The organism is Nonomuraea sp. NPDC050680, from assembly GCF_040654555.1.
GTDB lineage: Bacteria > Actinomycetota > Actinomycetes > Streptosporangiales > Streptosporangiaceae > Nonomuraea.
Genome location: NZ_JBFAIF010000009.1, coordinates 236,394 through 260,541, shown reverse-complemented (window position 1 = coordinate 260,541; position 24,148 = coordinate 236,394). Strand labels below are relative to the sequence as shown.

General features: G+C 70.4%; 22 protein-coding genes. 8 read left to right on the top strand and 14 right to left on the bottom strand.

All coding sequences use genetic code 11. The features are described 5' to 3' along the window. Positions 1 to 51: 51 nt before the first annotated feature. The 5 genes from AB0H88_RS29065 to AB0H88_RS29045 are packed head-to-tail and all read right to left on the bottom strand — an operon-like array spanning position 52 to position 5,891. Entirely contained in the window at positions 52 to 1,659 is a 1,608-nt protein-coding gene (locus AB0H88_RS29065; protein ID WP_357649828.1) for a sugar ABC transporter ATP-binding protein, read from the bottom strand. Beyond that, positions 1,659 to 2,657 (bottom strand): ABC transporter permease, encoded by a 999-nt coding sequence (locus AB0H88_RS29060; RefSeq protein WP_357649826.1) that lies wholly within the window; start codon positions 2,655 to 2,657, stop codon positions 1,659 to 1,661. The genes AB0H88_RS29065 and AB0H88_RS29060 overlap by 1 nt, the downstream gene beginning before the upstream one ends. Beyond that, positions 2,654 to 3,724: an ABC transporter permease gene (locus AB0H88_RS29055; protein WP_357649824.1), complete on the bottom strand. Its 1,071-nt coding sequence runs from the start codon at positions 3,722 to 3,724 to the stop codon at positions 2,654 to 2,656. The genes AB0H88_RS29060 and AB0H88_RS29055 overlap by 4 nt, the downstream gene beginning before the upstream one ends. Then, positions 3,721 to 4,806, bottom strand: a complete 1,086-nt coding sequence (locus AB0H88_RS29050) for a mandelate racemase/muconate lactonizing enzyme family protein (RefSeq protein WP_357649822.1) — start codon at positions 4,804 to 4,806, stop codon at positions 3,721 to 3,723. Before AB0H88_RS29050 ends, AB0H88_RS29055 begins: the two co-directional genes overlap by 4 nt. A 26-nt stretch (positions 4,807 to 4,832) precedes the next feature. Beyond that, complete coding sequence (locus AB0H88_RS29045; protein WP_357649820.1) at positions 4,833 to 5,891, bottom strand: sugar ABC transporter substrate-binding protein; 1,059 nt, start codon at positions 5,889 to 5,891, stop codon at positions 4,833 to 4,835. Positions 5,892 to 6,015: 124 nt separating this feature from the next. Here AB0H88_RS29045 and AB0H88_RS29040 point away from each other — a divergent pair, with 124 nt between their 5' ends. Together AB0H88_RS29040 and AB0H88_RS29035 are read left to right on the top strand one after the other, a co-directional pair. Further along, on the top strand, positions 6,016 to 6,690 hold the full coding sequence (locus AB0H88_RS29040) for a GntR family transcriptional regulator (protein ID WP_357649818.1): 675 nt from the start codon (positions 6,016 to 6,018) through the stop codon (positions 6,688 to 6,690). Between the two features lie 370 nt (positions 6,691 to 7,060). After that, positions 7,061 to 7,927: a pentapeptide repeat-containing protein gene (locus AB0H88_RS29035; protein ID WP_357649816.1), complete on the top strand. Its 867-nt coding sequence runs from the start codon at positions 7,061 to 7,063 to the stop codon at positions 7,925 to 7,927. A gap of 4 nt (positions 7,928 to 7,931) precedes the next feature. Here AB0H88_RS29035 and AB0H88_RS29030 read toward each other — a convergent pair whose 3' ends face one another. Continuing rightward, on the bottom strand, positions 7,932 to 8,669 hold the full coding sequence (locus AB0H88_RS29030; protein WP_357649814.1) for an amino acid racemase: 738 nt from the start codon (positions 8,667 to 8,669) through the stop codon (positions 7,932 to 7,934). A 168-nt stretch (positions 8,670 to 8,837) separates the two neighbouring features. Here AB0H88_RS29030 and AB0H88_RS29025 point away from each other — a divergent pair, with 168 nt between their 5' ends. From AB0H88_RS29025 to AB0H88_RS29005, 5 genes are all read left to right on the top strand, one after another. Continuing rightward, complete coding sequence (locus tag AB0H88_RS29025) at positions 8,838 to 9,533, top strand: helix-turn-helix domain-containing protein (RefSeq protein WP_357649812.1); 696 nt, start codon at positions 8,838 to 8,840, stop codon at positions 9,531 to 9,533. Further along, entirely contained in the window at positions 9,530 to 10,444 is a 915-nt protein-coding gene (locus tag AB0H88_RS29020) for an alpha/beta fold hydrolase (protein ID WP_357649810.1), read from the top strand. The genes AB0H88_RS29025 and AB0H88_RS29020 overlap by 4 nt, the downstream gene beginning before the upstream one ends. 254 nt (positions 10,445 to 10,698) lie before the next feature. Further along, positions 10,699 to 12,312, top strand: a complete 1,614-nt coding sequence (locus AB0H88_RS29015) for an AbfB domain-containing protein (protein WP_357649808.1) — start codon at positions 10,699 to 10,701, stop codon at positions 12,310 to 12,312. 152 nt (positions 12,313 to 12,464) lie between these two features. Then, positions 12,465 to 13,577: a sensor histidine kinase gene (locus tag AB0H88_RS29010; protein ID WP_357649806.1), complete on the top strand. Its 1,113-nt coding sequence runs from the start codon at positions 12,465 to 12,467 to the stop codon at positions 13,575 to 13,577. Then, entirely contained in the window at positions 13,568 to 14,212 is a 645-nt protein-coding gene (locus AB0H88_RS29005) for a response regulator transcription factor (protein WP_357649804.1), read from the top strand. Before AB0H88_RS29010 ends, AB0H88_RS29005 begins: the two co-directional genes overlap by 10 nt. A gap of 16 nt (positions 14,213 to 14,228) precedes the next feature. Here the strand turns inward: AB0H88_RS29005 and AB0H88_RS29000 are convergent, their stop codons facing one another. Beyond that, the gene (locus tag AB0H88_RS29000; protein ID WP_357649802.1) at positions 14,229 to 15,428 is read right to left on the bottom strand and encodes a DUF6596 domain-containing protein; all 1,200 of its coding nucleotides are present in this window, start codon (positions 15,426 to 15,428) and stop codon (positions 14,229 to 14,231) included. Positions 15,429 to 15,499: 71 nt separating this feature from the next. Here AB0H88_RS29000 and AB0H88_RS28995 point away from each other — a divergent pair, with 71 nt between their 5' ends. Next, the gene (locus tag AB0H88_RS28995) at positions 15,500 to 15,865 is read left to right on the top strand and encodes a VOC family protein (protein ID WP_357649800.1); all 366 of its coding nucleotides are present in this window, start codon (positions 15,500 to 15,502) and stop codon (positions 15,863 to 15,865) included. A gap of 12 nt (positions 15,866 to 15,877) precedes the next feature. Here the strand turns inward: AB0H88_RS28995 and AB0H88_RS28990 are convergent, their stop codons facing one another. From AB0H88_RS28990 to AB0H88_RS28960, 7 genes are read right to left on the bottom strand one after another with little or no spacing between them, the layout of a single operon-like run. Continuing rightward, positions 15,878 to 17,506, bottom strand: coding sequence for an ABC transporter ATP-binding protein (locus AB0H88_RS28990; protein ID WP_357649798.1), 1,629 nt, complete (start codon positions 17,504 to 17,506; stop codon positions 15,878 to 15,880). Further along, complete coding sequence (locus AB0H88_RS28985; protein WP_357649796.1) at positions 17,503 to 18,303, bottom strand: ABC transporter permease; 801 nt, start codon at positions 18,301 to 18,303, stop codon at positions 17,503 to 17,505. Before AB0H88_RS28985 ends, AB0H88_RS28990 begins: the two co-directional genes overlap by 4 nt. Before the next feature lie 2 nt (positions 18,304 to 18,305). Continuing rightward, positions 18,306 to 19,211 (bottom strand): ABC transporter permease, encoded by a 906-nt coding sequence (locus tag AB0H88_RS28980; RefSeq protein WP_357649794.1) that lies wholly within the window; start codon positions 19,209 to 19,211, stop codon positions 18,306 to 18,308. Next, positions 19,208 to 20,800 (bottom strand): ABC transporter substrate-binding protein, encoded by a 1,593-nt coding sequence (locus AB0H88_RS28975; RefSeq protein ID WP_357649792.1) that lies wholly within the window; start codon positions 20,798 to 20,800, stop codon positions 19,208 to 19,210. Before AB0H88_RS28975 ends, AB0H88_RS28980 begins: the two co-directional genes overlap by 4 nt. Next, positions 20,797 to 21,939, bottom strand: a complete 1,143-nt coding sequence (locus tag AB0H88_RS28970) for an LLM class flavin-dependent oxidoreductase (RefSeq protein ID WP_357649790.1) — start codon at positions 21,937 to 21,939, stop codon at positions 20,797 to 20,799. The genes AB0H88_RS28975 and AB0H88_RS28970 overlap by 4 nt, the downstream gene beginning before the upstream one ends. Continuing rightward, on the bottom strand, positions 21,936 to 22,970 hold the full coding sequence (locus AB0H88_RS28965; RefSeq protein WP_357649788.1) for an LLM class flavin-dependent oxidoreductase: 1,035 nt from the start codon (positions 22,968 to 22,970) through the stop codon (positions 21,936 to 21,938). The genes AB0H88_RS28970 and AB0H88_RS28965 overlap by 4 nt, the downstream gene beginning before the upstream one ends. Further along, positions 22,967 to 24,121 carry an LLM class flavin-dependent oxidoreductase gene (locus AB0H88_RS28960; RefSeq protein WP_357649786.1) on the bottom strand — a complete coding sequence of 385 codons (1,155 nt, stop codon included), beginning with the start codon at positions 24,119 to 24,121 and terminating at the stop codon, positions 22,967 to 22,969. The genes AB0H88_RS28965 and AB0H88_RS28960 overlap by 4 nt, the downstream gene beginning before the upstream one ends. Positions 24,122 to 24,148 lie beyond the last annotated feature (27 nt).

The window sequence follows — 24,148 nt, the reverse complement described above, 5'->3', positions numbered from 1 at the left end:
TGCCACAACAATCGCTCGCGAGCGTCGTCACCGGACGACTTGAGCAGGGGCCTACTCTCGCCGACGGGCGTACCTGAGCGCACGATCGGCCCATGACGTGGTTCCGCCGGCGACCCGAAGAACGGGTGACCGCTCCCTTTCCTCCTCGCCCGTGGGCGGCCGCGGAGGTCCCGCGTGGATCAACCGGATGATCGCGTGGCTCATCCGGGCGTAGTCGTGGTCGTTGACCAGCTCGCCGCGGAGGCTGAAGTCGTTCATCACCGCGATCCGGTCGGCGAGGGTGACGATCTCCGGCAGATCCGAGGAGATCAGCAGCAGCGCCAGCCCCGACCCGGCCAGCTCTGCGATCAGCTCGTGGAAGGCCGCCTTGGTGCGTACGTCGATGCCGACCGTCGGCTCGTCCACGATGAGGATCTCGCATTCGGCGGCGAGCCACTTGGCGAGGCTGACCTTCTGCTGGTTGCCGCCGGAGAGCTGGCCCGCGAGCTGGGACGGTGAAGAGATCCGGATACCCAGCCGATCGGCGTACCGAGCCACCAGGCGACGTTCCGCCCGATCGCTCACCAGCCCGGCCCTGGCCAGGCGCCGCCACACGGTGACGCTGACGTTGCGGACGATCGGCTGGTCGAGGAAGAGGCCTTCTTCCTTGCGGTTCTCGGTCACGTAGCCGATGCGGTGGACGCGCAGTCCCTCGCCGACATCGCGGATGCGCGCTGGACGGCCCCGCACCTCCACCGTTCCCGACGTGATCCGGTCGAGCCCAAGCAGCGCCTTGGCCAGCTCGCTGCGGCCGGCTCCGACCAGACCGTAGAGCCCGAGGATCTCCCCCGGGCGCACCGACAGGGAGATGTCGCGGTGGCCGCGCGCGGTGCATACCTTGTCGAGCCGCAGGGCGGGCGCCGTCGCCGGGTCGACCTGCCGCTCGGCGAGGCGGACCGAGGAGTACGCCCGCCCGACCATGAGGTCGACGATCTGGTCCTGCGTGTAGCCGGCGAGCGGTTCGGCCTCGGCCACGCTGCGCCCGTCGCGCAGCACGGTGACCGTGTCCGCCACCGCGAACACCTCCTCCAGCTTGTGGCTCACCAGCACCACGGCCCGTCCGTCGTCGCGCAGCTTGCGCACGATCCCGTAGAGCCGGTCGGCCTCGTCCCCGGTGAGCGACGCGGTCGGCTCGTCCAGGAGCAGGACCTTACTGTCGACGCTCAGCGCCTTGGCGATCTCGACCAGCTGCGCCTGCGCCACGGACAGCCGGGATACCGGGGTGTCCGGGTCCAGGTCCAGATCGAGCAGTCCGAGGCAGCGGCGGGCCTCGGCCTGCATCCGCGCCCGGTCGACGAGACAGAAGCGCCGCGGCAGGTGGTGCAGCAGGATGTTCTCGGCGATGGAGAACTCGGGGATCAGGTTGCGCTCCTGGTGCACCACACCGATGCCGGCCCGCTGGGCGTCGAGCGGCCCGTTCAGGTGCAGCTCGGCGTCTCCGAGCGCGACCCGCCCGCCGTCCGGCCTGTGCACACCGGTGAGGATCTTGATGAGCGTGCTCTTGCCCGCGCCGTTCTCGCCCAGCAGGGCGTGCACGCTGCCCGCGGCAAGCCGCAGGGTGGCCCCGTCCAGCGCGCGGACCCCCGGGAACGTCTTCACCAGGTTCTCGGCGGTGAGCATCACGACGGCCCTTTCGACAGCTTCTGGCGTACGGTCCCGAGTAGCACCGCACCGAGAACGACCGCGCCGACGATCAGGTCGATCCAGCGCGGGTTGATACCGAACTGCGCCTGCGTGATGTCCACCAGCCGGACGAGGAACGCCGCGAGGCAGGTGCCGGCGACGCTGACCACCCCGCCGGCCAGCGCCACCCCGCCGATGATGGGCGCGGCGAAGCTCGGCAGCAGCAGATCGTCGCCGATGCTGGAGTTGACGGAGCCGGAAGCGGCGACCGTGATGACAGCGGCGACCCCGGCGAGCAGGCCGCTGAGCCCGTGCGCGATGACGATCGACCGATCGTTGGAGATGCCGGAAAGCCGCGCGGCGAACGGGCTGCCGCCGGTCGCCAGCAACTGCCGGCCCACGACCGCGCGGCCGAAGAACAGGGCCACCAGGATGGCCACCACCAGAGCGAGGATGAGGACGACCGGCAGCCCGAGCACCGAGGCGGCGCCGACGTCGCGCAGCCCTTGCGAGTACCCCTGGAAGGTGTCGGGGCCGTTGACCCCGTACCGCAGCCCTTCGATGATCGTCATGGTGGCGAGGGTCACGATGAAGCCGTTGATCCGGGTGAACACGACGAGCAGCCCGTTGACCAGACCGGCGGCGAGACCGACCCCGAGCGCGCCCAGCACGGCCAGCGGGACTGGCAGGCCGCCTTCGAGCATGAGCCAGGCCGCGACCATGGCGCACAGACCCGTGAGTGTGCCGACCGACAGGTTCATCTGGCCGATGGCCAGCACGACCATCTGGGAGAGGCCGATGACGATCGGGACGGCGAGGAAGCGGAAGAACGCGTCCAGCGTGCCGCGTGAAAGCAGGTTGCCGTCCGTGGCGACGGCCAGCGCGACGAAACCGGCGGCGGCGAGCACGGCGAGGGTGAACTCCGGCCGGGCGGTGACGTCCTTGAGCCTCCCGCCGGGTCGGGCGCGGCCGGCTGTCGTGGTGCCGGTGCTCATGCCCGCGCCCCCCTTCGTTCCGCGACGACGTGGCGCACCCGGTCGAGCGACAGCGCGCCGAGCAGCACCAGGCCGATGTAGAGATTGAGCTGGTCGAGCTGGAACTGCAGCAGGTTCAGGCCCTTGTAGATGACCTGGGTGAGCGTCGCGCCCAGCACCGTGCCGAGCACGCTGACGGCGCCGCCGGCCAGCAGCGTGCCACCGAGCACCGGGCCGAGGAACGACGGCAACAGGAACGCGTCGCCGATGCGCGCCGAGAAGGCACCGTTGTTCGCGGCGAGCAGGAAGCCGGCCAGCCCGGCCAGCAGCCCGCTGAGCGCGTGGGCCTGCACCACCCGGCTCCGGACGGGGATGCCGGACAACTCGGCCGCCTTCTCGTTGGCGCCGGTCATCAGGATCTCCCGGCCCAGCCTGCTGAAGCGGAACAGCAGCCCCACCGCCAGCACCGCGACGAGGGCGAGTGGCACGACCAGAGGGATGCGCGGTCCACACAGCTCGCCCATGCAGTAGTCGGCGAACGTGTCGTTGCGCAGCGCGTCCATGCCGGCGGGCCGGCTGCTGAAGGCGACGCCGTCGGTGAACCTGGTGTAGAGGATCGTGATGAGCCCCACCAGGGCGAAGTCCATCGCCAGCGTGACCACGAACGAGTTGACGCCGGTACGCGAGATGATCAGCCCGGCCAGTGCGCCGAGCAACGTGCCCACGAGCAGCCCGATCACCAGGCCGACCACCAGCGACACGCCGAGCCGGTCGTAGGCGAGGCCCATGGCGAACGCACTCATCGCCGCCATCCGGCCGACGGCCATGTTCATGTGCCCCAGCGACAGCACCGCCAACTGGGAGAGGCCGACCACCGCGTACACGCTGATGTCCGACTGCAGCGGCACGAGCGTGAGCGTGGTGTTCATGAACGCCGGCCGCAGCACGGTGAAGATCGCGACCAGGGCGATCAGCAGGATGAGCAGCCCGAGGCGCGGGTTCGCCCAGAGTGGCATCCGCGACGGCCCGCGCGGTCCGGGCGGACCTGCCGCAGGCGTCTCCGGCGGCGTCGCGGTCCGCGTGCTCACCGGACTCTCCGATCGTCGATCGCGTCGCGGTCCCACTCGATGCCGAGGCCGGGCGACGTCGGCGCCATCGCGTGCCCGTCGGCGACTTCGATCTCCCGCCGCGTGATCGCCCTGAGCTGGGGGATGTGCTCCAGGTAGCGGCTGTTGGGCACCGCGCAGCAGAGGCTCACATGCAACTCCATGAGGAAATGCGGGCAGACCGGCACGTTGTACGCCTCGGCCAGGTGCGCGACCTTGAGCCACGGTGTGATGCCGCCGATGCGTGCCACGTCCACCTGCACGATGCCGGCCGCCTGCCGGTGCAGGTACTCGCGGAACTGCGCCACGGAGTAGAGCGACTCACCCACCGCGATGGGGATCGAGGCGGCCGCGGCCAGTGCCTGGTGCCCAGCGATGTCATCGCCCGGCAGCGGCTCCTCCAACCAGTAGGGGTCGGACGGTTCGAGGAGCCGGGCCCGCCTGACGGCCTCCGCGGGGGTGAGCGACTGATTGGCGTCGAGCATCAGGTCGAAGCCCGGCCCGACCGCCGCACGGACCGCGGCCAGCCTTTCCGCGTCCTCCACGGGAGAGCGACCGATCTTGAGCTTGACGCCGGGCCAGCCCGCGGCCTGGCCGGCCTTCGCGCCGGAGATGAGTTCCTCGGTGGTGAGGTGCAGCCAGCCGCCCTCGGTGTCGTACAGCGGAATGCGCTCCTTCGCGCCTCCTGCGAGTACCCACAGCGGCTGGCCCGCGTCGCGGCACCGCCAGTCCCACAGAGCCGTGTCGACGGCGGCGAGGGCCAGGGAAGTGATCGCGCCGACCGTGGTCGCCCGGGTCGCCGCGAACAGGTCGCGCCACACGGCCTCCACCCGGCGGGCGTCCGCGCCCGCCAGCCTGGGCAACAGGTAGTCGCGCAGCAGGGCGAGCACGGCGGTGCCACCGGTGCCGATCGTGTACGTGTAACCGGTGCCGGTGCCCCCGTCGTCGGTCCGGATCTCGACGAAGACGGTCTCCTGCTTGATGAACGACTGGACGGCGTCCGTGCGTACGGTCTCGACCTCCAGGTCGACGAGATACGCCTCGGCGTGGATGATCGCGGGCAAAAGTGGCTCCTCCTGGGCTCGTGGGACTACTTGCAGGACAGGTACTGGCTGTCGAACGCCTTCTTCAGCTCGTCGGTCTTCGCCTGCCGGTCCGTGTCATAGGTGCCGACGGCGTCCTTGGTAACGACGAAGGAGCCGGAGTCGATGATCACTCCCGGCTGTCTCATCGTGCAGCCACCCGCGAGCTTCATCAGCGCGTACGACCCGACGGACGCCTGGCCGACCGGGTTCTGCAGTACGGTCGCGGCGACCGAGCCGTCCCGGATGCCGGCCAGGATGGTCTTGTCGTCGTCGATCGCAACGACCTTGACCGGTAGCTTGGACTGCTTCACGCCCTGCGCGGAGGCGACCGCGGGGTTGTAGGCGGTGTTGACGATGCCCTGGATCTGGTCGCCTTTGGCGGCGAGGAGGTCGGCGACCGCCTTCTGCGCCGTCTGCAGGTCCTTGTCCACGTCGGTCACCGTCTGCAGGAGCTTGACCTTCCCGCCGGTCTCGTCGACCGCCTTCTGCACCCCCGCGATGCGGCGTTGGGTGTTGGAGTCCACCTTGTTGCCGGTCAGGTGCACAAGGTTCCCCTTGCCACCCACGGCCTTGATCGCGGCCTGCGCCGCCTTGTAGGCGGCCATCTGGACATCGGTGGACAGGCAGAAATCCGCCTTGTCGACGCCCCCGGAGGGGCAGGACGCCAGCGAGGCGACGGGGACGCCCTGCCGCTTGAGGTCCTCGAAGGTGGCGTTGATGTTCTCCGGGGAGACGCCGAAGACGCCGAAGGCGTTGTAGCCCTGCGCGGCGAGGGACTTCAGCACGTCGTTCTGCTTGGTCTGGTCCCAGTCGGAGGTCTCGTTGAAGGTGACGTCGCCGATGCCCAGATCGCTCTTCGCCTTGGCGGACGCGTCCTTCCACGGCTGGAAATAGGGGTGTGCGCCGCCGGGGACCAGGGCGATCTTGACCTGGTCAGGCGTCCGGGTGGGGGTATCGGCCTTCGCTGTGCCGTCGCTCTTCCTCGTGCACCCGGCGGTGGCGGTGGCGGCGAGCACCAGGGCGACGGCCAGCCAGCCGAGCCGGACCAGGGGTGGTTGATTCATGACCACGCCTCTCAATAATCATGGATCCTATAGGATGTTTCATGGAGGTATAGTCCTTACCTGTCAGGACGTCAAGACTTAACCTCTGAGCAACACGTCGACCTCTTGGGAGGATCTCGGCCCGATGGCATCCACCAAACCGAGCCGGCTCAGGCGGTCCACGCTCGGCGACGACATCTACGACGTGCTCAGAGCGCGGATTCTCGAGCACAGCATGCAACCGGGCGACCGCGTCAACATCGACGCGCTGGCCCGCGAGCTCGAGGTGTCCCAGACGCCGATTCGCGAGGCCCTGGCCCGCCTGGAGTCCGACGGGCTGGTCCGCAAGCGCCCCCTCGTGGGCTACACGGTCAGCCCGCTGCTCACCCGTGCCGAGTTCACCCGCATGTTCGAGATGCGGCTGCTGCTGGAGTGCGCCGCCGCCCGATGGGCCGCCGAGCGGGCCACCTCAGGCCAGCGCGCGGCGATCTCCGCGGAGGCCGCCACATCGATAGCGCAGGAGCCGGACGACGCCGGCGGCTGGCGCTGGCACGCGGCCTTCACCACTCACGACGCCCGCTTCCACGACCTCATCGCCGAGGCGTCGGGCAACCCCTTGCTCCGCGACGGTCTCGAGCGCTTGCACGTCCACCTTCACCTGCACCGCAGATACTTCCCCTACGCCCACGCCGGCACGACGATCGAGGAGCATCACCGCGTCGCCGAGGCCATCGAGGCCGGAGACCCGGACGCGGCCGAAGCGGCGATGCGGCGACACCTGACCGAGGCATGCGAGCGCCAGCTGACGGCGTTCGACTGACGCCGGGGCCCGCCGGCCGGAGCCTCGATCACACCGTCGCGGGGGGAAACCCTTTCCCCCGCTGAGCCTCGGCATGTCGCCGCCTCCACTTCTCGTAGACGCTTCTCGTAGGCGCACGGAACTTCTCGTAGTCGCGTGGAACTTCTCGTAGGTGCGGATCCGATCTCACACCACAACGTTCTGGGACACGCATGGACGGATGCCACAACATTCGCCCGCGAGCGTCGTCACCGCTCAACTTGAGTAGGGGCCTACTCTCGCCAACGGGCCGACTTGAGCGCACGATCCGCCCATGACGTGGTTCCGTTGGCGACCCGAAGAGCGGGCGACCGCTCCATTATCACGGGCGGAATTCGCCACTCTCCAACCCGTGGAACGCGCTGAGCTGCACCGCGCGGCCCAAGACAGCCGGCGCCAGTTCGTCACCACACTGCTGCAGATCCCCGCGACCATCGCGGTGCTGGGCGGGCTGCTGCTGACGGCGCAGGGTCTGGCTCAGACCGCGAAATCGGTCGACGCCTCCCGAGAGGAGTTGCTGATCGCCAGGAAAGGCCTCGAAGTCGCGCAGAAGGGCCAGGTCACCGACCGATTCACCAAGGCCGTCGAACAACTCGGCAGCCCGAACATGGAGGTGCGGATCGGCGGCGCCTACGCCCTCGAAAACATCGGCAGGGATGTCCCCGACTACCGGCAGACGATCGTCGACGTTCTCGCCAGCTATGTCGTGGGAAACGGCCGCACGTCGACCAAGAAGAACTACGGGCAGGCCAGAGATGTTCGGACCATGCTCACCGTGCTGGGCCGGGTCCGTCCGCCCAGCCCGAAGGAGGGCTGGATCGACCTGTCACACGCCCGGCTCGGCGCCGCCGACCTGAGCAACGCCTACCTCCCGCGAGCCAAGATGTTCGGCACGGTCCTTGCCGGAGCCTCGCTGTTCGACGCAGATCTGTCCGACAGTGTCATGCCCTTCTCCGACTTCTCCTCCGCCTACCTGACGAACGCCCACCTCGCTCGCGCCAATTTCAACCTCGCCGACCTGACCAAGGCATCCCTGGAGAGGGCCGACCTGACCGAGACCATCTTTCTCACGGCGGACCTGAGGGGCGCCAACCTGACGGACGCCACTTTGACGGGCGCCGATTTCGACAACGCTGACCTGACCGGCGCCATAGGACTGCCCCCCACCGCCCAACTCAAGAAGATCGTCCAATGGAACCGCCAGACGAAGTGGCCGTGACCGGTCAGCCCCGGGGAGCGGCCAACCCTCCCCCACGCCAGGTGGGCAGCGGCCGGTGACCGGCGGCGACCTCGTACGCGGCGACTGCCATGAGGCGGGTGGAGTCGAGCGTCGGCAGCGGCGACACCTCGGGCGTCACCAGGAGGGGGATCTCGGTGCAGACGAGCGCGACGGCGTCACACCCCCGCTCCGCGAGCCGCGAGATGACACGGACGTACTGCCGCCGTGACTCCTCGGTGAACACGCCGCTCACGAGCTCCGCGAAGATGATCTCGTTGATGATCCGCCGGTCGTCCGGCTCCGGCACCTCGGCCGCGATCCCACGCGCGGCGAACGCCTCCGGATAGAGCCGGCTGTCCATCGTGTACGCCGTACCGAGGACACCGACCTTCGTCCACCCGTCGCGAACCGCCTGGTCGGCGACCACCTCGGCGATGTGCAGGCCAGGCAGGGCGAGATCCGCGCCGGGCCGTTCGAGCGCCAGATGGGCGGTGTTGTCCGGGCAGGCGAAGAAGTCGGCCCCGGCCCGAGCCAGCCGCCCCACGCTGACGGCCAGCGTGTCCCTGATCGAGTCGTAGTCACCCGCGTCCCACGCGGGCATGCTGTAGCCGAAGGCGATGTAATCGAGCGTCACGTCGGGGTGCTCGTGCCGGCCCACCCGGCGGAACCCCTCCTGGCAGTAGGCCAAGAAGCACAGGGCCGCCCCTTCGGTGCTGTGGGCGAGGATGCCGAGATGCCGCATGTGATCACTCCTCCCTTCAACGATCACGGGAACTCGGGACAAGTGAACGGCGCCGTGGGCGTCCGATCAACCTGGTGCGGGCGTGCGGTTCATGCGCGTCGGCGTCGGTTACCGCAACCCATGAGGACACGGCAGATGACGATACCTTGAGCGTCACCAACGTCTGGAATGGAGCGGATGATGGCGGGATCCGACGGGCCGGTGATGGCTGAGCTGGAGGACCTCATCGCCAAGGGACGCAAGCACGGGGCGCGCAAGCGGGTCATTCTGCTGCAGGCCGCCCGCCTGTTCGTCGAGCGCGGCTACGACCTCACCGGGATCGATGACATCGGCGCTGCTGCTGGCGTGAGTGGGCCTGCGGTCTATCGGCACTTCGCGGGCAAGCAGGGCATTCTCCTCGCTCTGATCGAGTTGTCGATGGAACGGTTGCAAGAAGGCAGCCGTGTCGCGCTGGAGGCTCGAGAGCGGGAGCCGAGGGAGCGGCTGGTCATGCTGGTGGACTGGTTCTCGGCCTTCGCTCTGGAGAACCAGGAGTTGATGCTGATCCTGCAGGGAGAACTGTCGAGACTGCCTGAGGAGGATCGGCGGCGTCTCCATCACCAGATGCGGACTTTGCGCGAAGAGTGGGGCGCCCTGCTCGTCGAGGTGCGGCCCGATCTGTCCGGCCTGGGTGCCCAGATCGCGGTCACGTCTGTCATCGGAATGGTCACCCCGGTGGTCGCCGCCCGCCTGGGGGGAGAGACCGCGGCCGTCCGCGAGCATCTGAGAGCTCAGATGCTCGCGGTGATGCGAGTATCCGCTCTCTCCTCGTCACTTCCGACAAAAGTTAACGGGGCTATACTTTTTCATGATCGGCGTGCGTGATCGCCGTGCGCGACAGCATGCCCATGAAGATGAGGTGCACGGTGGGACGATGGATCGAGAGCAATGGCGTTCGACTGTGGTGCGAGACCAGGGGGAATCCGGCAGACCCGGCGATTTTGCTGGTGATGGGTCTCGGCGCTCAGGGAACCGCCTGGCCAGATGACCTATGCGAGATGCTTCGAGCTGGAGGGCACTACGTAGTTCGCTACGACAACCGGGACACCGGCCTGTCCGGGCGCGTCGACTACGAGGCGCGACCGTATACGCTGACCGACCTGGCCGATGATGCGTCCGGCCTGCTCGACGGGCTGGATATCAAGACCGCGCACATAGTCGGAGCCTCAATGGGCGGCATGATCGCGCAAGAGATCGCCCTGGAACATCCTGAGCGAGTGCGCACCCTGACGGCTGTCATGTCCGCGGCGGTCGCCATCGATCCCAAGACGGGCACCTTCCGAGGCTCCGAACGGGATCCGCGACTTCTCGAGTGGGACGCCCGGCAGGCGGCCGATCCGCCCGCCACGGAAGAACAGCAGATCCAGGCCAGAGTCGACCTCGCTCGTATCCTGACCGGCTCCCTCACCCCGTTCGATGAGACGGCGACACGCCAGGTGATCGCGCGAGAGTTCGCCCGAGGTGGAGACATGGCGCACACCATGCGGAATCACATCCTCGCGGTGATGGCCTCACGTGATCGTTCCGAGCTCGTCGGCTCCATCACCGCCCCCACCTTGGTGATCCATGGCACGGAGGACCCCATGGCGCCCTTCGAGCAGGGCAGGGCACTCGCCGCGGCGATCCCCGGCAGCGTCCTGGTGCCCATCGAAGGGATGGGCCACACCATGCCCACGCCCGTGCTTCCCCTCATCGCCTCCGCGGTCCTCCAGCACACCAACCGCGCGGACCTCTGAACTCTGACCCCGAACGGCACAGGGGGCCGTGAACTGGCGCAGGTACGCCAGTGCGGCTCCGGGGACCTCGTACTCGGCGATCAGCTCAGCAAGGTGAAACTCCCTAACCTCTGTAAACCAGTGAGTACCAGGAGAAACCAGGCGAACGGCGATATTCTGCGCCCGCCGAATGGAACGGACACCCGGAAAAGCGTTATGGGGTCGCCCCCAGCCAGTCTCCTCGGGATGAGAGATCGTCTCGCGAAAGGACTCACATGGTTCTCCATACCAGCCGACGGAGCCTGCTGAAGGCCGCGGCCGGGATCGCGGTGCTGCCGGCGCTGCCCTCCGTGGCGCGGGCGTCGGCGGCGTTCAAGCACCCGGGGCTGCTGCACACCCAGGCGGACTTCGACCGGATCGCGGCCGCGGTGCAGGCGGGAGCGCAGCCGTACAAGAGCGGGTGGGACAGGCTCGTCGCCAACGGGCACTCCAAGAGCACGTGGAAGGCGCGCCCGCTGGAGACGGTGGTGCGCGGCGGGACCGGGCAGAATTATGGGCAGTTCTACAACGACGTGCACGCCGCCTACCAGAACGCGCTGCGCTGGAAGATCTCCGGCGAGAAGGCGTTCGGCGACGCCGCCCGGGACATCCTGAACGCCTGGTCGGGCGTGTTGAAGGCGATCAACGGCAACGCCGACCGGTTCCTGGCGGCGGGCATCTACGGCTACCAGTCCGCTAACGCCGCCGAGCTCATGCGCGGCTACCCTGGCTTCGACGTCGAGCGGTTCCAGAAGATGCTGCTGACCGTCTTCTACCCGGTGAACGACCGCTTCCTGCGTGAACACAACGGTGCCTGCATCACCAACTACTGGGCCAACTGGGACCTGTGCACCATGGCCTCGATCATGGCGATAGGGCTGTTCTGCGACGACCGGGCCAAGTTCGAGCGGGCCGTCGACTACTTCAAGAACGGCAAGGGCAACGGGTCCATCATGAACGCCATCCCGTTCCTTCACCCGGGCGGTCTCGCCCAGTGGCAGGAGAGCGGGCGCGACCAGGCGCACACCGTCATGGGCATCGGCCTGATCGGCACCATCGCGGAAATGGCCTGGAACCAGGGCGTCGACCTGTACGGCTACGCCGACAACCGGATCATGAAGGCGGCCGAGTACGTCGCCAAGTACAACCTGGGCCAGGACGTGCCGTTCACCACCTACAAGTGGGGCCACGGCCAGAACTGCGCCCCCCGGGAGCAGACGGTCATCTCGAACGCGGCGCGCGGCCAGGACCGTCCCGTGTGGGAGCTGCTCTACAACCACTACGCCAACCGACGCGGGCTGGCGTTGCCGTACACGAAGGCGTACGCCGAGCGGGTGCGGGCCGAGGGCGGTGGCGGCGACTACGGGCCGAACAGCGGCGGGTTCGACCAGCTCGGCTTCGGGACCCTGCTGTTCACCCGCGCCGCCGCCTCCTCCGGCGGTGGCGGCGCGCTGCCGACCGGGGTGACGCGCACCCTCCAGTCGATCAACTTCCCGAAGGAAGGGATCGCCGCCTCGGGTGCTCTCGGCGTGCTCGGGGAGGCGGCGCCGCTGCGGATCGTGCCCGGCCTGGCCGACGCCAAGGGCTACTCGCTCATGGACGGGGACGGCCGCTACCTGCGGCACAAGGATTACCGGCTGCGGTTCGACGCCGACAACGGCACCGAGCTGTTCGAGCGGGACGCGACCTTCCTCGCCCGGCCGGCCTCGGGCGCGGGGAGGGTGCGGCTGGAGTCGCTCAACTATCCTGGCCGGTTCATCCGCCACCGCCACCACCAGCTGTGGCTCGACAAGGACCAGAACACCTCCGCCTTCCGAGCCGACAGCACCTTCAAACCTGCCACTTCCTGATCACCCGCGCACCTCGCGCACGACGATTCATCCCCCTGGAAGGAGACACGTTCGTTCAGCGGAACCTGTGATCGGCCGGACGGCGCTCGCTCCGGCCGCCGGGCACGCTGTGCCGCGCCGCCGCGACGCCGCGACGCCTAGACTTCGCAACCGTGGCAGGCATAGTTTTCAGGCAGCTCACCGGAGTGCTGGCCGGGCTGGTCACCGGGGCCGCCGCCCTCGCCCTGTGGACCTTCGCCTGGCCGTACCGGAACAGGTGGGCGCCGGGGATGGTGGCGCTCGAACGGGCCCGGCTGGCCGTCTGGTTCGGGCAGGAGACCGACGGGGCCGCGTCCGGTCACGGCTATCTCGCGCTGCGTGCCCTGGTCGGCGTGTTCGGCGGTTACCTCGCGCTGGCGCTGCTGTTCCTGGCCCTGCTGTTCCTGGGCGGCAGCATGTGGGTGTTGTTCTCCGGCGACTACGCGCCGGTGGCGCTGGACCTGCCGGGCATCAGGCTGTCGATGCACAGCTGGGCGGTCGGCCTGGCCTGCGGGGTGCTGATGCTGGCCCTGGGCGCGTTCTGGTGCCGCCTGCTGGTGGCGACCGAGCGGCGGCTGGCCGTACGCTTCCTCGGTCCCGGGCCGCAGGAGCTGATGCGGCGGCGCATCGCCGAGCTGACCGTCAGCCGGTCCGGCATCGTACGGGTGGTCGACGACGAGCGGCGCAGGATCGAGCGGGACCTGCACGACGGCGTGCAGCAGCGCGGCGTGGCGCTGGCCATGCTGCTCGGGCGGGCCCGGCACAGCCCCGCCGGGGCGGCCGAGCTGGTGGATCAGGCCTACGCCGAATCCCGGCAACTGCTCGACGAGCTGCGCAGCGTGGCGTGGCGGATCTACCCGACCGCGCTCGACGAGCTGGGCCTGCGCACGGCGCTGGCCGGTGTCGCCGAACGATCGTGCGTGCCGGTGACCGTCGACTACGGGCTGGCCGCGCGGCCCGTCTCGGAGGTGGAGACCGCCCTGTACTTCGTGGCCAGGGAGGCGATCACCAACGCGGTCAAGCACGCGCGGGCGCGGGACATCCTGGTCGTGCTGAGCGAGGACGAGCGGTCGGTACGCGTGGTGGTCTCCGACGACGGCCGGGGCGGCGCCGACCCGGCGGGCGGCGGGCTGTCGGGGCTGGCCAGGCGGGTGATGGCACTCGACGGCCGGTTCGAGGTCGACAGCCCGCCCGGCGGCGGCACCAGGATCTGCGCGACCCTCCCGAAGGAAGCATCGTGCGGCTGATCCTCGCCGACGACGCCGTACTGCTGCGTGAGGGCCTGATCAGGCTGCTGGAGGAGGCCGGGCACGAGGTCGTGGCCGCGATCGGTGACGCGGGCTCCCTGATCGAGGCGGTGGCCGAACACCGGCCGGAGGTCGCGGTGGTGGACGTGCGGATGCCGCCCACCCACTCCGACGAGGGCCTGCGCGCGGCGCTGGAGATCCGCGCGCGCTGGCCCGGCATCGGGGTGCTGGTCCTGTCGCAGTACGTGGAGAAGACGTACGCGGCCAAACTGCTCTCCGAGGCCACCGAGGGCATGGGCTACCTGCTGAAGGACCGGGTGTCAGAGGTGGCGGACTTCCTGGGCTCACTGGAGCGGATCCGCGCGGGCGGCACAGTCATCGACCCGGAAGTGGTCAGGCAGCTCCTCGCCCGCACCACACACGTGGACCCGCTGCGTACGCTCAGCGAACGCGAGTCGCAGGTGCTGCGGCAACTCGCCGAGGGCTTCACCAACGCCGCGATCGCCACGAACCTCCACGTCTCCCTGAGCACGGTGGAGAAGCACGTCAACGCGATCTTCGACAAGCTCGACCTGCCCGTGACCCCCGCGTACAGCAGACGGGTGCTGGCCATCCTGCGCCACCTCGACGGCTGAGCGCCGGCGGGCGAGCCTACGTGAGCTGGGCGGCGCGCGACTCCAGATAGCGCTGCTCGGGGAGGCTGAGCGTGCGGCGGGCGGCCAGCTCGTACTGGGCGCGCGCCGCCTCCCGGTCGCCCGCGAGGTCGAGCAGATGCGCGCGTACGGCCAGCACCCGGTGATGCCCGGTGAGCGCCGGATCGGTCTCGGCCTTCGCCAGCCCCTCCAGCCCGGCGAGCGGCCCGTGGACCATGGCGACGGCGACGATCCGGTTGAGCGTGACCATGGGCCCCGGCGCGATGCCGTCGAGCAGGTCGTACAGGGCGAGGATCTGCCGCCAGTCGGTGTCCTCGGCCCGCGGCGCCTCGTCGTGCACGGCCGCGATCGCCGCCTGCACCTGGTAGGGGCCGAGCGGCGCGGCGGCCAGCGTCTCGGTGATCAGCTGGACTCCTTCGGCGATGGCCTCGGCGTCCCATTTGCTACGGTCCTGCTCGGCCAGCGGCACCAGCCCGCCGTCGGGCCGGGTGCGGGCCGGGCGGCGGGCGTCGGTGAGCAGCATCAGGGCGAGCAGCGCGGCCACCTCACCGTCGCCGGGCAGGCGGCCGTGGAGCTGCCGGGTCAGGCGGATGGCCTCGCTGGACAGCTCCACGCGGTGCAACGTACCGCCGGAGCTGGCGGTGTAGCCCTCGTTGAAGATCAGGTACAGCACGTGCAGCACCGCGGCCATCCGCTCGGCCTGCTCGGCCTCCGGAGGCAGCGTGAACTCGGCGCCACTGCTCTTGATGCGCTGCTTGGCGCGGCTGATGCGCTGCGCCACGGTCGGCTCGGGCACCAGCAGCGCGCGGGCGATCTCGGCGGTGCTCAGCCCGCCGACGGCGCGCAGCGTCAGCGCCACCTGGGAGACCGTGGTCAGCGCGGGATGGCAACAAAGCAGGAGCAGCGTGAGCGTGTCGTCCACGGCGGGCGACGGATCCGGCTCCGGCGGCGCCAGCGCGGCGGCGGACTCCTCCCTGCGCCGCCGGGCGGACTCGCTGCGCCACAGCTCGATCCGCCTGCGGGCGGCGACGGTGATCAGCCAGCCCTTGGGATTGGCGGGCACCCCCTCGTCGGGCCACTGGACGGCGGCCGCCAGCAGGGCCTCCTGCACGGCGTCCTCGCACAGGTCGAAGTCGCCGTAGCGCCGGACGACCGCGCCGAGGACCTGCGGCGCCAGCTCTCGCAGCAGCCCTTCCAAAGTTTCCCCCTCGAAACGTGTCGAATTCGGCTGCTCGGGTTCTACGTCCCTTATGACGGAAGGAAACCATCATGTTCGAGAACACCAGAGCCTTCAGCGGCTTCTCCACCGACGACATCCCGGCCGCCAAGCGGTTCTACGGTGAGACGCTCGGCCTGCGCGTCTCCGAGGACCACGGGATCCTCACGCTGCACCTCGCGGGCGACCGCGACACGATCGTCTACCCGAAGAAGGATCACACGCCGGCGACGTTCACGATACTCAACTTCCCGGTCAGCGACATCGACAAGGCGGTGGACGAGCTGGTGACGCGCGGGGTCGTCTTCGAACGACTGGAGGGCACCGACAGCAAGGGCGTCAACCGCGCGGGCGGCCCGCTGATCGCCTGGTTCAAGGACCCGGCGGGCAACTGGCTGTCGGTGATCCAGCTGGACTGACATCAAGCGGCGCTACCCGAGGCCGAGGCGGGGCACGGCGTCCACCAGGGCGCGGGTGTAAGGGTGCCGGGGCCGCTGGAACACCTGCTCGACCTCGCCCTCCTCCACCACCCGGCCGTCCTTCATGACGAGCACCCGGTCGCTCACGTGGTGGACGACGCCCAGGTCGTGGGAGATGAACAGCAGGGCGGTGCCGTACTCCGCCTGAATCTCGGCCAGCAGGTCGAGCACCTGGGCCTGGATGGAGACGTCGAGCGCCGAGACGGGCTCGTCGCAGACCAGCACGTCGGGGCGGGGGGCCAGGGCTCTGGCGATGGCGACCCGCTGGCGCTGGCCGCCGGACAGCTCTCTGGGGTGGCGGGCGGCGTACGCGGCGGGCAGGCCGACGCGTTCCAGCAGGTCCAGCGCCCGCGCCCGGCGTTCGCGGCGGGGCAGGGCGAGCGGCTCGGTGACCAGGCGGCCGACGGTGTGGCGGGGGTCGAAGGAGTCGAGCGGGTTCTGGGAGATGAGCTGGACGCGCTGCCGCATCGGGCGCCGCTGGCGTTCCGGCAGCCCGCTCCACTGCCGCTGATGCAGGCTCACCCGTCCCGTCTCGGGTTCGAGCAGGCCGAGGACGAGCCTGGCGAGCGTGGTCTTGCCGGAGCCGGACTCGCCGACGATGCCGAGCGTCTCGCCTTCGTGCAGGGTGAAGGCGACGTCGTCGACTACGCGACGCGGTCCGTACGACTTGGTCAGGGCGGCGGCGGCGAGGACCCGCACGGACGGGTTCGGGGCGCGGCGCGGGAGCGGCAGGCCGCCCGACAGGCGGGTGCCGCTGGAGGCGGCGGAGGGGACGGCGGCGAGCAGCGAGCGGGTGTAGTCGTGCGCGGGCGCCGACAGCACGCTCCGGACGGGCCCCTCCTCGACCACGCGGCCGTCCTTCATGACCAGGACGCGGTCGGCGATCGAGGCGACCACGGCGAGGTCGTGGCTGATCAGCAGCAGTGCCGTCCCGGCGGCCTTGCGCTCGGCGAGCAGCCGCAGGATCTGGGCCTGCACGGTGACGTCGAGGGCGGTGGTGGGCTCGTCCGCGATGATCAGCTTGGGCTCGGCGGCGATGGCCGAGGCGATCAGCACCCGCTGCCGCAGCCCGCCGGACAGCTGGTGCGGGTACTGGCGGGCGCGGGCGGCCGGGTCGGGGACGCCGACCGCGTCGAGCAGCTCCAGCACCCGTTCCGGGCGCCGGGCGCGAGGAACCACCTCGTGTACGGCCAGCACCTCGCCGATCTCGGCGGCCACGGTACGCAGCGGATCGAGCGACACCAGCGCGTCCTGCAGCACCAGCCCGGCGAACCCACCGCGCAGCCGCCGCCAGCAGGCCGGGCGGAAGCCGCGGGCGTCCCTGCCGGACAGGTCGAACGTACGGGCCTCGACCCGGGAGCCCGGCCCGGCCAGGCCGAGCAGTGACCGGGCGGTGACGCTCTTGCCGGAGCCGGACTCGCCGACGATCGCCACGCACTCCCCCGCCGCGACCGACAGCGAGACACCGCGCACCACCTCGGTCGCGCCGAAGCTCACCCGCAGATCCGATACGGCCACCAGCGGGATGTCCGAGACGGGCGCGCGGCCGGTCTCCGCGTGCTCTTCCTGGAACGTGGTCATGGCGTCCTTCCCTCGAAGCGGCGCTGCAGCCGCCGCCCCATCACGGTCAGGCAGACGACGGTCAAGGTGATCGCGATGCCCGGGAACAGCGCCTCCCACCAGGCGACGCGCAGGTAGTTGCGGGCCTCGGCGAGCATGGCGCCCCACTCGGCGGCCGGCGGCTGGGGTCCCATGCCGAGGAAGCTGAGCCCCGACGCGCCGATGACGGCCTGGCCGAGCCCGATGGTGGCCAGTACCGGGATCGGGCCCAGCACGTTCGGCAGCACGTGCTGGGCGGTGATGACGGCCCGGGAGCGGCCGAAGGTCACGGCCTGCTCGACGTAGCCGGCGTGGCGGACCACGAAGGTCTGGGCCCGGATCACCCGGGCGTAGTTGGGGATCTGCGCGACGGCGATCGCGAAGATCACGCTCCCGGTGCCGGGGCCGGTGATCGCGATGACGAGCAGCGCCAGCAGCAGCTCCGGCAGGGTCGACAGCACGTCGAACGAGCGGGCCAGCGCCTCGTCCAGCCATTTCGGCGACAGCCCGGCGGCCAGGCCGAGCAGGACGCCCGAGGTCACGGCCACGGCGGTGGCCGAGACGCCGATGCTGATCGAGTGCCGGGCGCCGTACACCACCCTGGACAGCACGTCCCTGCCGAGGTGGTCGCTGCCGAACCAGTGCGCGCCGCCGGGCGGGGTCAGCGCGCGCAGCGGGTCGGCCACGAGCGGGTCCACGCCGGTGAGCAGGCCGGGCACGGCGACGGCCAGCGCCAGCAGGGTCAGGAAGGCGGCGGGTAGGAGGATCCTGGCCGGCACGCTCAGCCCCCGATCCTGGGGTCGATGGCGCGGTAGGCCAGGTCGAGCAGCGTGCTGATGGTCACGTACGCGATCGCCGACAGCAGCACCACGGCCATCACGACCGGCATGTCCCGGCCCGTGACCGCCTGCATCGCGACCTGGCCGATCCCCGGACGGCCGAACAGCACCTCCGTGATCACCGTCCCGCCGAGCAGCGTGCCGGTGAACCACCCGGCCAGCGTCACGGCCGGGATCAGCGCGTGCCTGAGCGCGTGCCTGGCGACCAGGGCCCGCTCGGTCAGCCCGCGCGCCCTGGCCGTGACCGCGAACGGCTGCTCCAGCGCGCGTTCGAGCCCGCCGCGCAGCACCTGCCCGAGCACGCCGGCGATCGGCAGGCCGAGCGCGAGCGCGGGCAGGACGAGCGCCTGCGGTCCCGAGGCGCCGGAGACCGGGAACCAGCCGAAGGTGAACGAGAACACCGACAGCAGCACGATCCCGATGAGGAACGGCGGCACCGAGACCGACACGAGCTCGGCGGCCGAGGCCGCGCCGCGCGACCAGCGGCCCCGGCCCGCGGTGGCCAGCGCGATGACCCCGGCGAGCGTCACTCCGGTCGCCGCGGCGGCGAGCGTGAGCTGGAGCGTCGGGCCCACCTGGGTGGCGAGGATCTCGCCGACGCCGCGCTGGAGCTGGTACGACCGGCCGAGGTCGCCGTGCAGCAGCCGCCACAGATAGGACAGGTACTGGACCACCTCGGGACGGTCGAGCCCCCATTCGGCGACGATCCTGGCCCGGATCTCCGGGGTGTCGGCGCCGTCGCCGATCAGGATGTCGATGGTGTCCCCCGGGGCGAGGAGCAGCGCGACGTACGAGGAGGTGGCGGCGGCCCAGAGCACGGCCAGCCCGGTGCCCAGACGTTTGATCATGTGCCGGCCTGGACGTCGTAGGCGTTGCGCGGCGTCCCCGAGCCGGGGTCGAAGCCGAGGCCGCGCACGCTGTTCTGGGCGGCCAGCTGGTCGGCGGGCACGTAGATCGGGAAAACGACGGCCTTCTCGGTCACCACGGCGCGCTGCACCCGGGTGTAGAGGTCCTTGCGTAGTGACTGGTCGGCGGTGGTGGACGCCTGGGCCAGCCACTTGTCCACCCGGGGATCGGAGAAGTGGGTGCGGTTGATGGCCCCCTTGCTCGGCAGGATGAGGTTGAGCGCGGCGCCGACGTCGGAGTCGCCGCGGGAGTTCTCGAAGATCTCGTACTGGTCGTCGTCCACGGCCTTCTGCGCCGTGCCCTGGTCGACGATCTTGACCTGGAAGTCGATGCCCGCGCTCTGCTTGACCTGGGCCTGGATGGCCTGGGCGAGGATGTCGCGGCGGTCCCGGACGTACGGCGCCGCCGAGACGCTGCGTACGGTGAGCCGCTTGCCGTCCTTGACCCTGAAGCCCTCGCTGTCGCGCTGCCGCCAGCCGGCCTCGTCGAGCAGCGCGTTGGCCTTGGCGGTGTCGCCGCCGAAGGTGTGCTCCAGCGACGGGTCGTAGAACGGGCTCGCCTTGCCGACGACGCTCCACGCCCTGGTGGCGGTGCCCTGGTAGACGGAGGCGAGGACGGCGTCGACGTCCACGGCCTCGCGGAAGGCCTGCCGTACGCGCTGGTCGTCGAAGGGGGCGTGCGAGGCGTTGAAGTAGTAGGAGAAGGAGGTGCCCGAGTTGAGCGCGGTCTGGAAGGCGTGCTCCTTCTTGATCAGGCTCACGTCGGTGGCGGGGACGCCCTCGATGACCTGTACCTGGCCGGAGGTGAGCGCGCCGACGCGGACCGCGGCCTCGGGCAGGAAGCGGTAGGTGATCTCGGAGAGGTAGGCGGGCCCCTGGTGCCCGGCGCTCGGCGGCGCCCACTTGTAGGCGGGGTTGCGGTGGTAGTGGAGCTCCTGGCCCTGTACGTACCGGTCGAGGATGAACGGGCCGGTGCCCACCAGGTCGGGGCCGCCGAACTTGAGGTTCTTGGCCGCCTGCAGCGACTTGGGCGAGACCTGCCCGCCGTACGGCGAGGCCAGGAAGTCGAGGAACAGCCCGTCGGGCTTCTTGAGCGTGACCTTCACCGTGGTGGGCGAGACCACCTCGGCCTTGTCGAAGGCGGCCAGCTGGATCGCCGCGACGGCCGCGTTGTAGCCCGGCACCAGGAACTGCTCCAGATTGGCCTTGACCGCCGCGGCGTCGAACGTCGTGCCGTCGTGGAAGCTCACGTCGTCGCGCAGCTCGAAGGTGTAGCTCAGCCCGTCGGCCGAGACCTTCCACGACTTCGCCAGCCACGGCTGGAACGAGCCGTCGCGGCCGCGGGACAGCAGCGCGTCGAACTGGTTGAACACGAGCAGCCTGACCTTGTTCTGCGCCCACTGCTGCGGGTTCAGGGTGATGGGCTGCGTCTCGATCGCCCAGGTCAGGGTGGTGCTCTGGGCCTGCTGGGCGGACGGCTGGGAACCGCAGGCGGCCAGGGTGAGCATGAGGACGACCAGGGTCCGCTTCATGAGCGGCCGTCCCACGCGTCGGCCAGCAGCTCGTAGGAGCGTACGCGGTCGGCGTGGTCGTGGGTGATGGTCGTGACCAGCAGCTCGTCGGCGCCCGTCACCCGCCGCAGCACGCGCAGCCGCTCGGCGACGGCCTCGGGCGTGCCCACGAACCTCGTGTCGATCCGGTCCTTCACCAGCGCCAGGTCCTCGGCGCTCCAGACGTGCGCGTCGGCTTCCTCGGGTGTCGGGTACGTCCTGGCGCCCGCCCCGGTCCTGATGCTGCGTACCCACAGCCCGTACGGCTTGGCCAGCTCCCGCGCGGTCGCGTCGTCGCCGGCCACGACGACGTCGGCCGACACGATCACGTAGGGCTCGGCCAGGGCCTTCGACGGCTTGAACGCCTTCCGGTAGCCCTCGACGGCTTCCAGGACGCTGGACGGGCTGACGTGGTAGTTGGCCGCGAACGGCAGCCCGCGCTCGCCCGCCACCTGGGCGCTCTGGCCGCCGCTGCTGCCGAGGATCCACAGCTCCACCTCCGCCCCCTCGCCGGGGACGGCGTGCGCCTGGTGGTCGCCGGTCAGGAACGCGATGACGTCGTCGATCTGCTCGGCGAAGTCGGGCGTCTGAGCGCCGGGCTGCTGGAGCAGCGAGGCGTGGAAGGCCAGTTGCGGGTGCGCGGCGAGCCTGGACCAGTCGAACGGCGGCGGAATGAGCAGCCCGTCGACGACCCGCCCCGCCGCCTCGCCGGGTGCCGGTGGCGAGGCGGGCCTGGGCTCGCCACGTGAGGACTCCGCCGGCGCGGCCTTGTCGGCGAGTTCGGCGCGGCGTTGGCCGGAGCGGCCGATGCCGAGGTCGATCCGGCCCGGATACAGCGCGTCGATCAGCCCGAACTGCTCCACCACCGACAGCGGCGTCTGGTGCCCGAGCTGCACGGCTCCGGATCCGACCCTGATCCGGCCGGTGGCCGCCGCCACCAGGCCGATGAGCACGGCCGGGGCGGAACTGGCCACGCCGGGGGCGAAATGGTGCTCGGCCAGCCAGTAGCGGCGGTAGCCGGACGACTCGGCCCGCCGGGCCAGGTCGATGGTGTTGAGCAGCGCATCACGCGCGGTGCCGCCGGAGGGGATGGGGGCGAGGTCGAGGATGGACAGCGTCACGCGGCACCTCCGGGGAACGGCCTGCTGGGGATCTCCTGGCGCAGTACGGGGGCGACCTCCGCCTGGAACAGCTCCAGCGCGTCCCGGTGCTGCTTGGGCGTGAGACCGTCGGCGTCGGCGTGCAGGTGCATGACCTCGTGCCCGAACCGCTTGTGGTAGCGCAGCACCTTGTCGATGATCTGCCGCGGGCTGCCGACCAGGATCGAACCGCGTTCGATGGCGTCCTCCAGCGTGGCGAACACCGGCTCGATCCCGAGCTTGGCGAACAGCGCCAGCCGGGCGTCGAAGATCGGCCGGTAGGTCGCGATCGCCTCCTGCGAGGTGCGGGCCGCGTAGTAGCCCGCCGTCCCCGCCCCGACCAGCGCGTCTGCCGGATCGTGCCCGTAGCGGACCCACTGCTTCCGGTAGTAGTCGATCAGGTCGGCGTACGGCTCGATGGGGTTGGTGACGTTCGCGGAGAACAGCGGGTCACCGTAGTAGGCGGCCAGGTCCACCGACTCCTTGCTGGTGGCGCTGCCGTGCCACACCCTGATCGGCCGCTGGAGGGGCCGGGGCCAGGTCTCGGCCTCGGTCAGCGCGGGGCGGAACCGGCCCGCCCAGGTGACCTTGTCCTCCCGCCAGAGGCGGCGGAACAGGTCGTATCCCTCGCGGTTGCGGTCCCACTGGTCCTCGGCGGTGACGTGGAAGAGCTGCGCCTGCGCGGCCCCGTTCCCCTTGCCGATGATCAGCTCCAGCCGGCCGTCCGAGAGGTGGTCGAGCGTGGCGTAGTCCTCGAAGGCGCGTACGGGATCGAGCAGACTCAGCGTGGTGACCGCGGTGAACAGCCGGATCCTGGACGTCCTGGCCGCGATGTGACTCAGCACCACCGGGGGCGAGGAGGAGATGAACGGCCGCTCGTGCCGCTCCCCCACGCCGAACCCGTCGAAGCCCAGCTCCTCGGCCAGCACCGCGTTGTCGACGACCTCGCGGAACCGCTCGGTGGGCGACCGCTTGTCGTTATGGACGATTAACGTGATGGCCAGAAATTTCATGACACCTCCGCATAGCGGCTGGCCGGGCGCGGCAGGCCGAGCAACCCGCGCAGCGTCGTGGCCTCGTACGAGCGCCTGAACACCCCGCGCCCGCGCAGCTCCGCCGTCAGCCCGCGAGTGATCGCCTCCAGGTCGTACGGCAGCGCGCCGGGACGCAACCGGAACCCCTCGATCCCGGCCCGCCGCCACTGGAGCAGCAGCTCCGCCAGCTCCTCCGGGGTGCCGGTGAAGATCGCGGCGTCGGAGCGCAACTCGGTCCCGTCGAGCCCGTCGAGGCGGGCCTTGCGCTCGGCCGCGTCGTCGCCCAGGAACACGACCAGGTCGGCGAAGACCCGCAGCTCCGCCGACAGCTGCCTGACCTCCTCGACGATGGCGCGCGCCTGGTCGGCGGAGTGCGGCGTGACGTAGACGACGTCGGCGCCGCCCGCGGCGAACTCGTACGGCAGGCGGGCGTGGGCGAGCGCCGTGACCACCGGCTGGCCCTGCGGCGGCCGAGGCGTGATCGACGGCCCGCGCACCGAGAAGAACCGCCCGGCGAAGTCGATGTAGTGAAGCTTGTCCCGGTCGATGAAGCGGCCGGTCGCCAGGTCGCGGATCTCCGCGTCGTCCTCCCAGCTGTCCCAGAGCCGCCGTACGACCTCGACCGCGTCGGCGGCCTCCTCGAACAGCGCCCGGACGTGCTCGTCATCGATCGAGAAAGACCCGTCCAGACGGGGGAAGGGGCGGCGGCCGAAATGCGCCGCCTCGGTGCTTCTGGCCGAGATCTGCGGCCGCCACCCGGCTCGCCCGCCGCTGACGTGGTCGAGCGTGGCGATGCCGATCGCCACATGGAACGGCTCGGTGTGCGTGGTCGTGGCCGTCGGCACCAGCCCGATCCTGCTGGTGAGCGGCGCCAGCCGGGCGGCCAGCAGCACCGCGTCGAAGCGCCCGCGCACCTGGTCGGCCCGACCGTCGGGCCCGTCCAGCAGCGTGGACTGGAGGCTGAGGGAGTCCTCGATCGTGACGAAGTCGAGCAGCCCCCGCTCGGCCTCGGCCACCAGCGCCGCCCAGTAGCGGGCCGAGAAGATCGCCTCCGGCCGCGCGGACGCCTCGCGCCAGGCGGCCGGATGCCAGCCGGCGCCGTCCAGCGCGACGGCGAGATGCAGGGTCACTAGGGCACCATCCTTCTGGTGGGCATG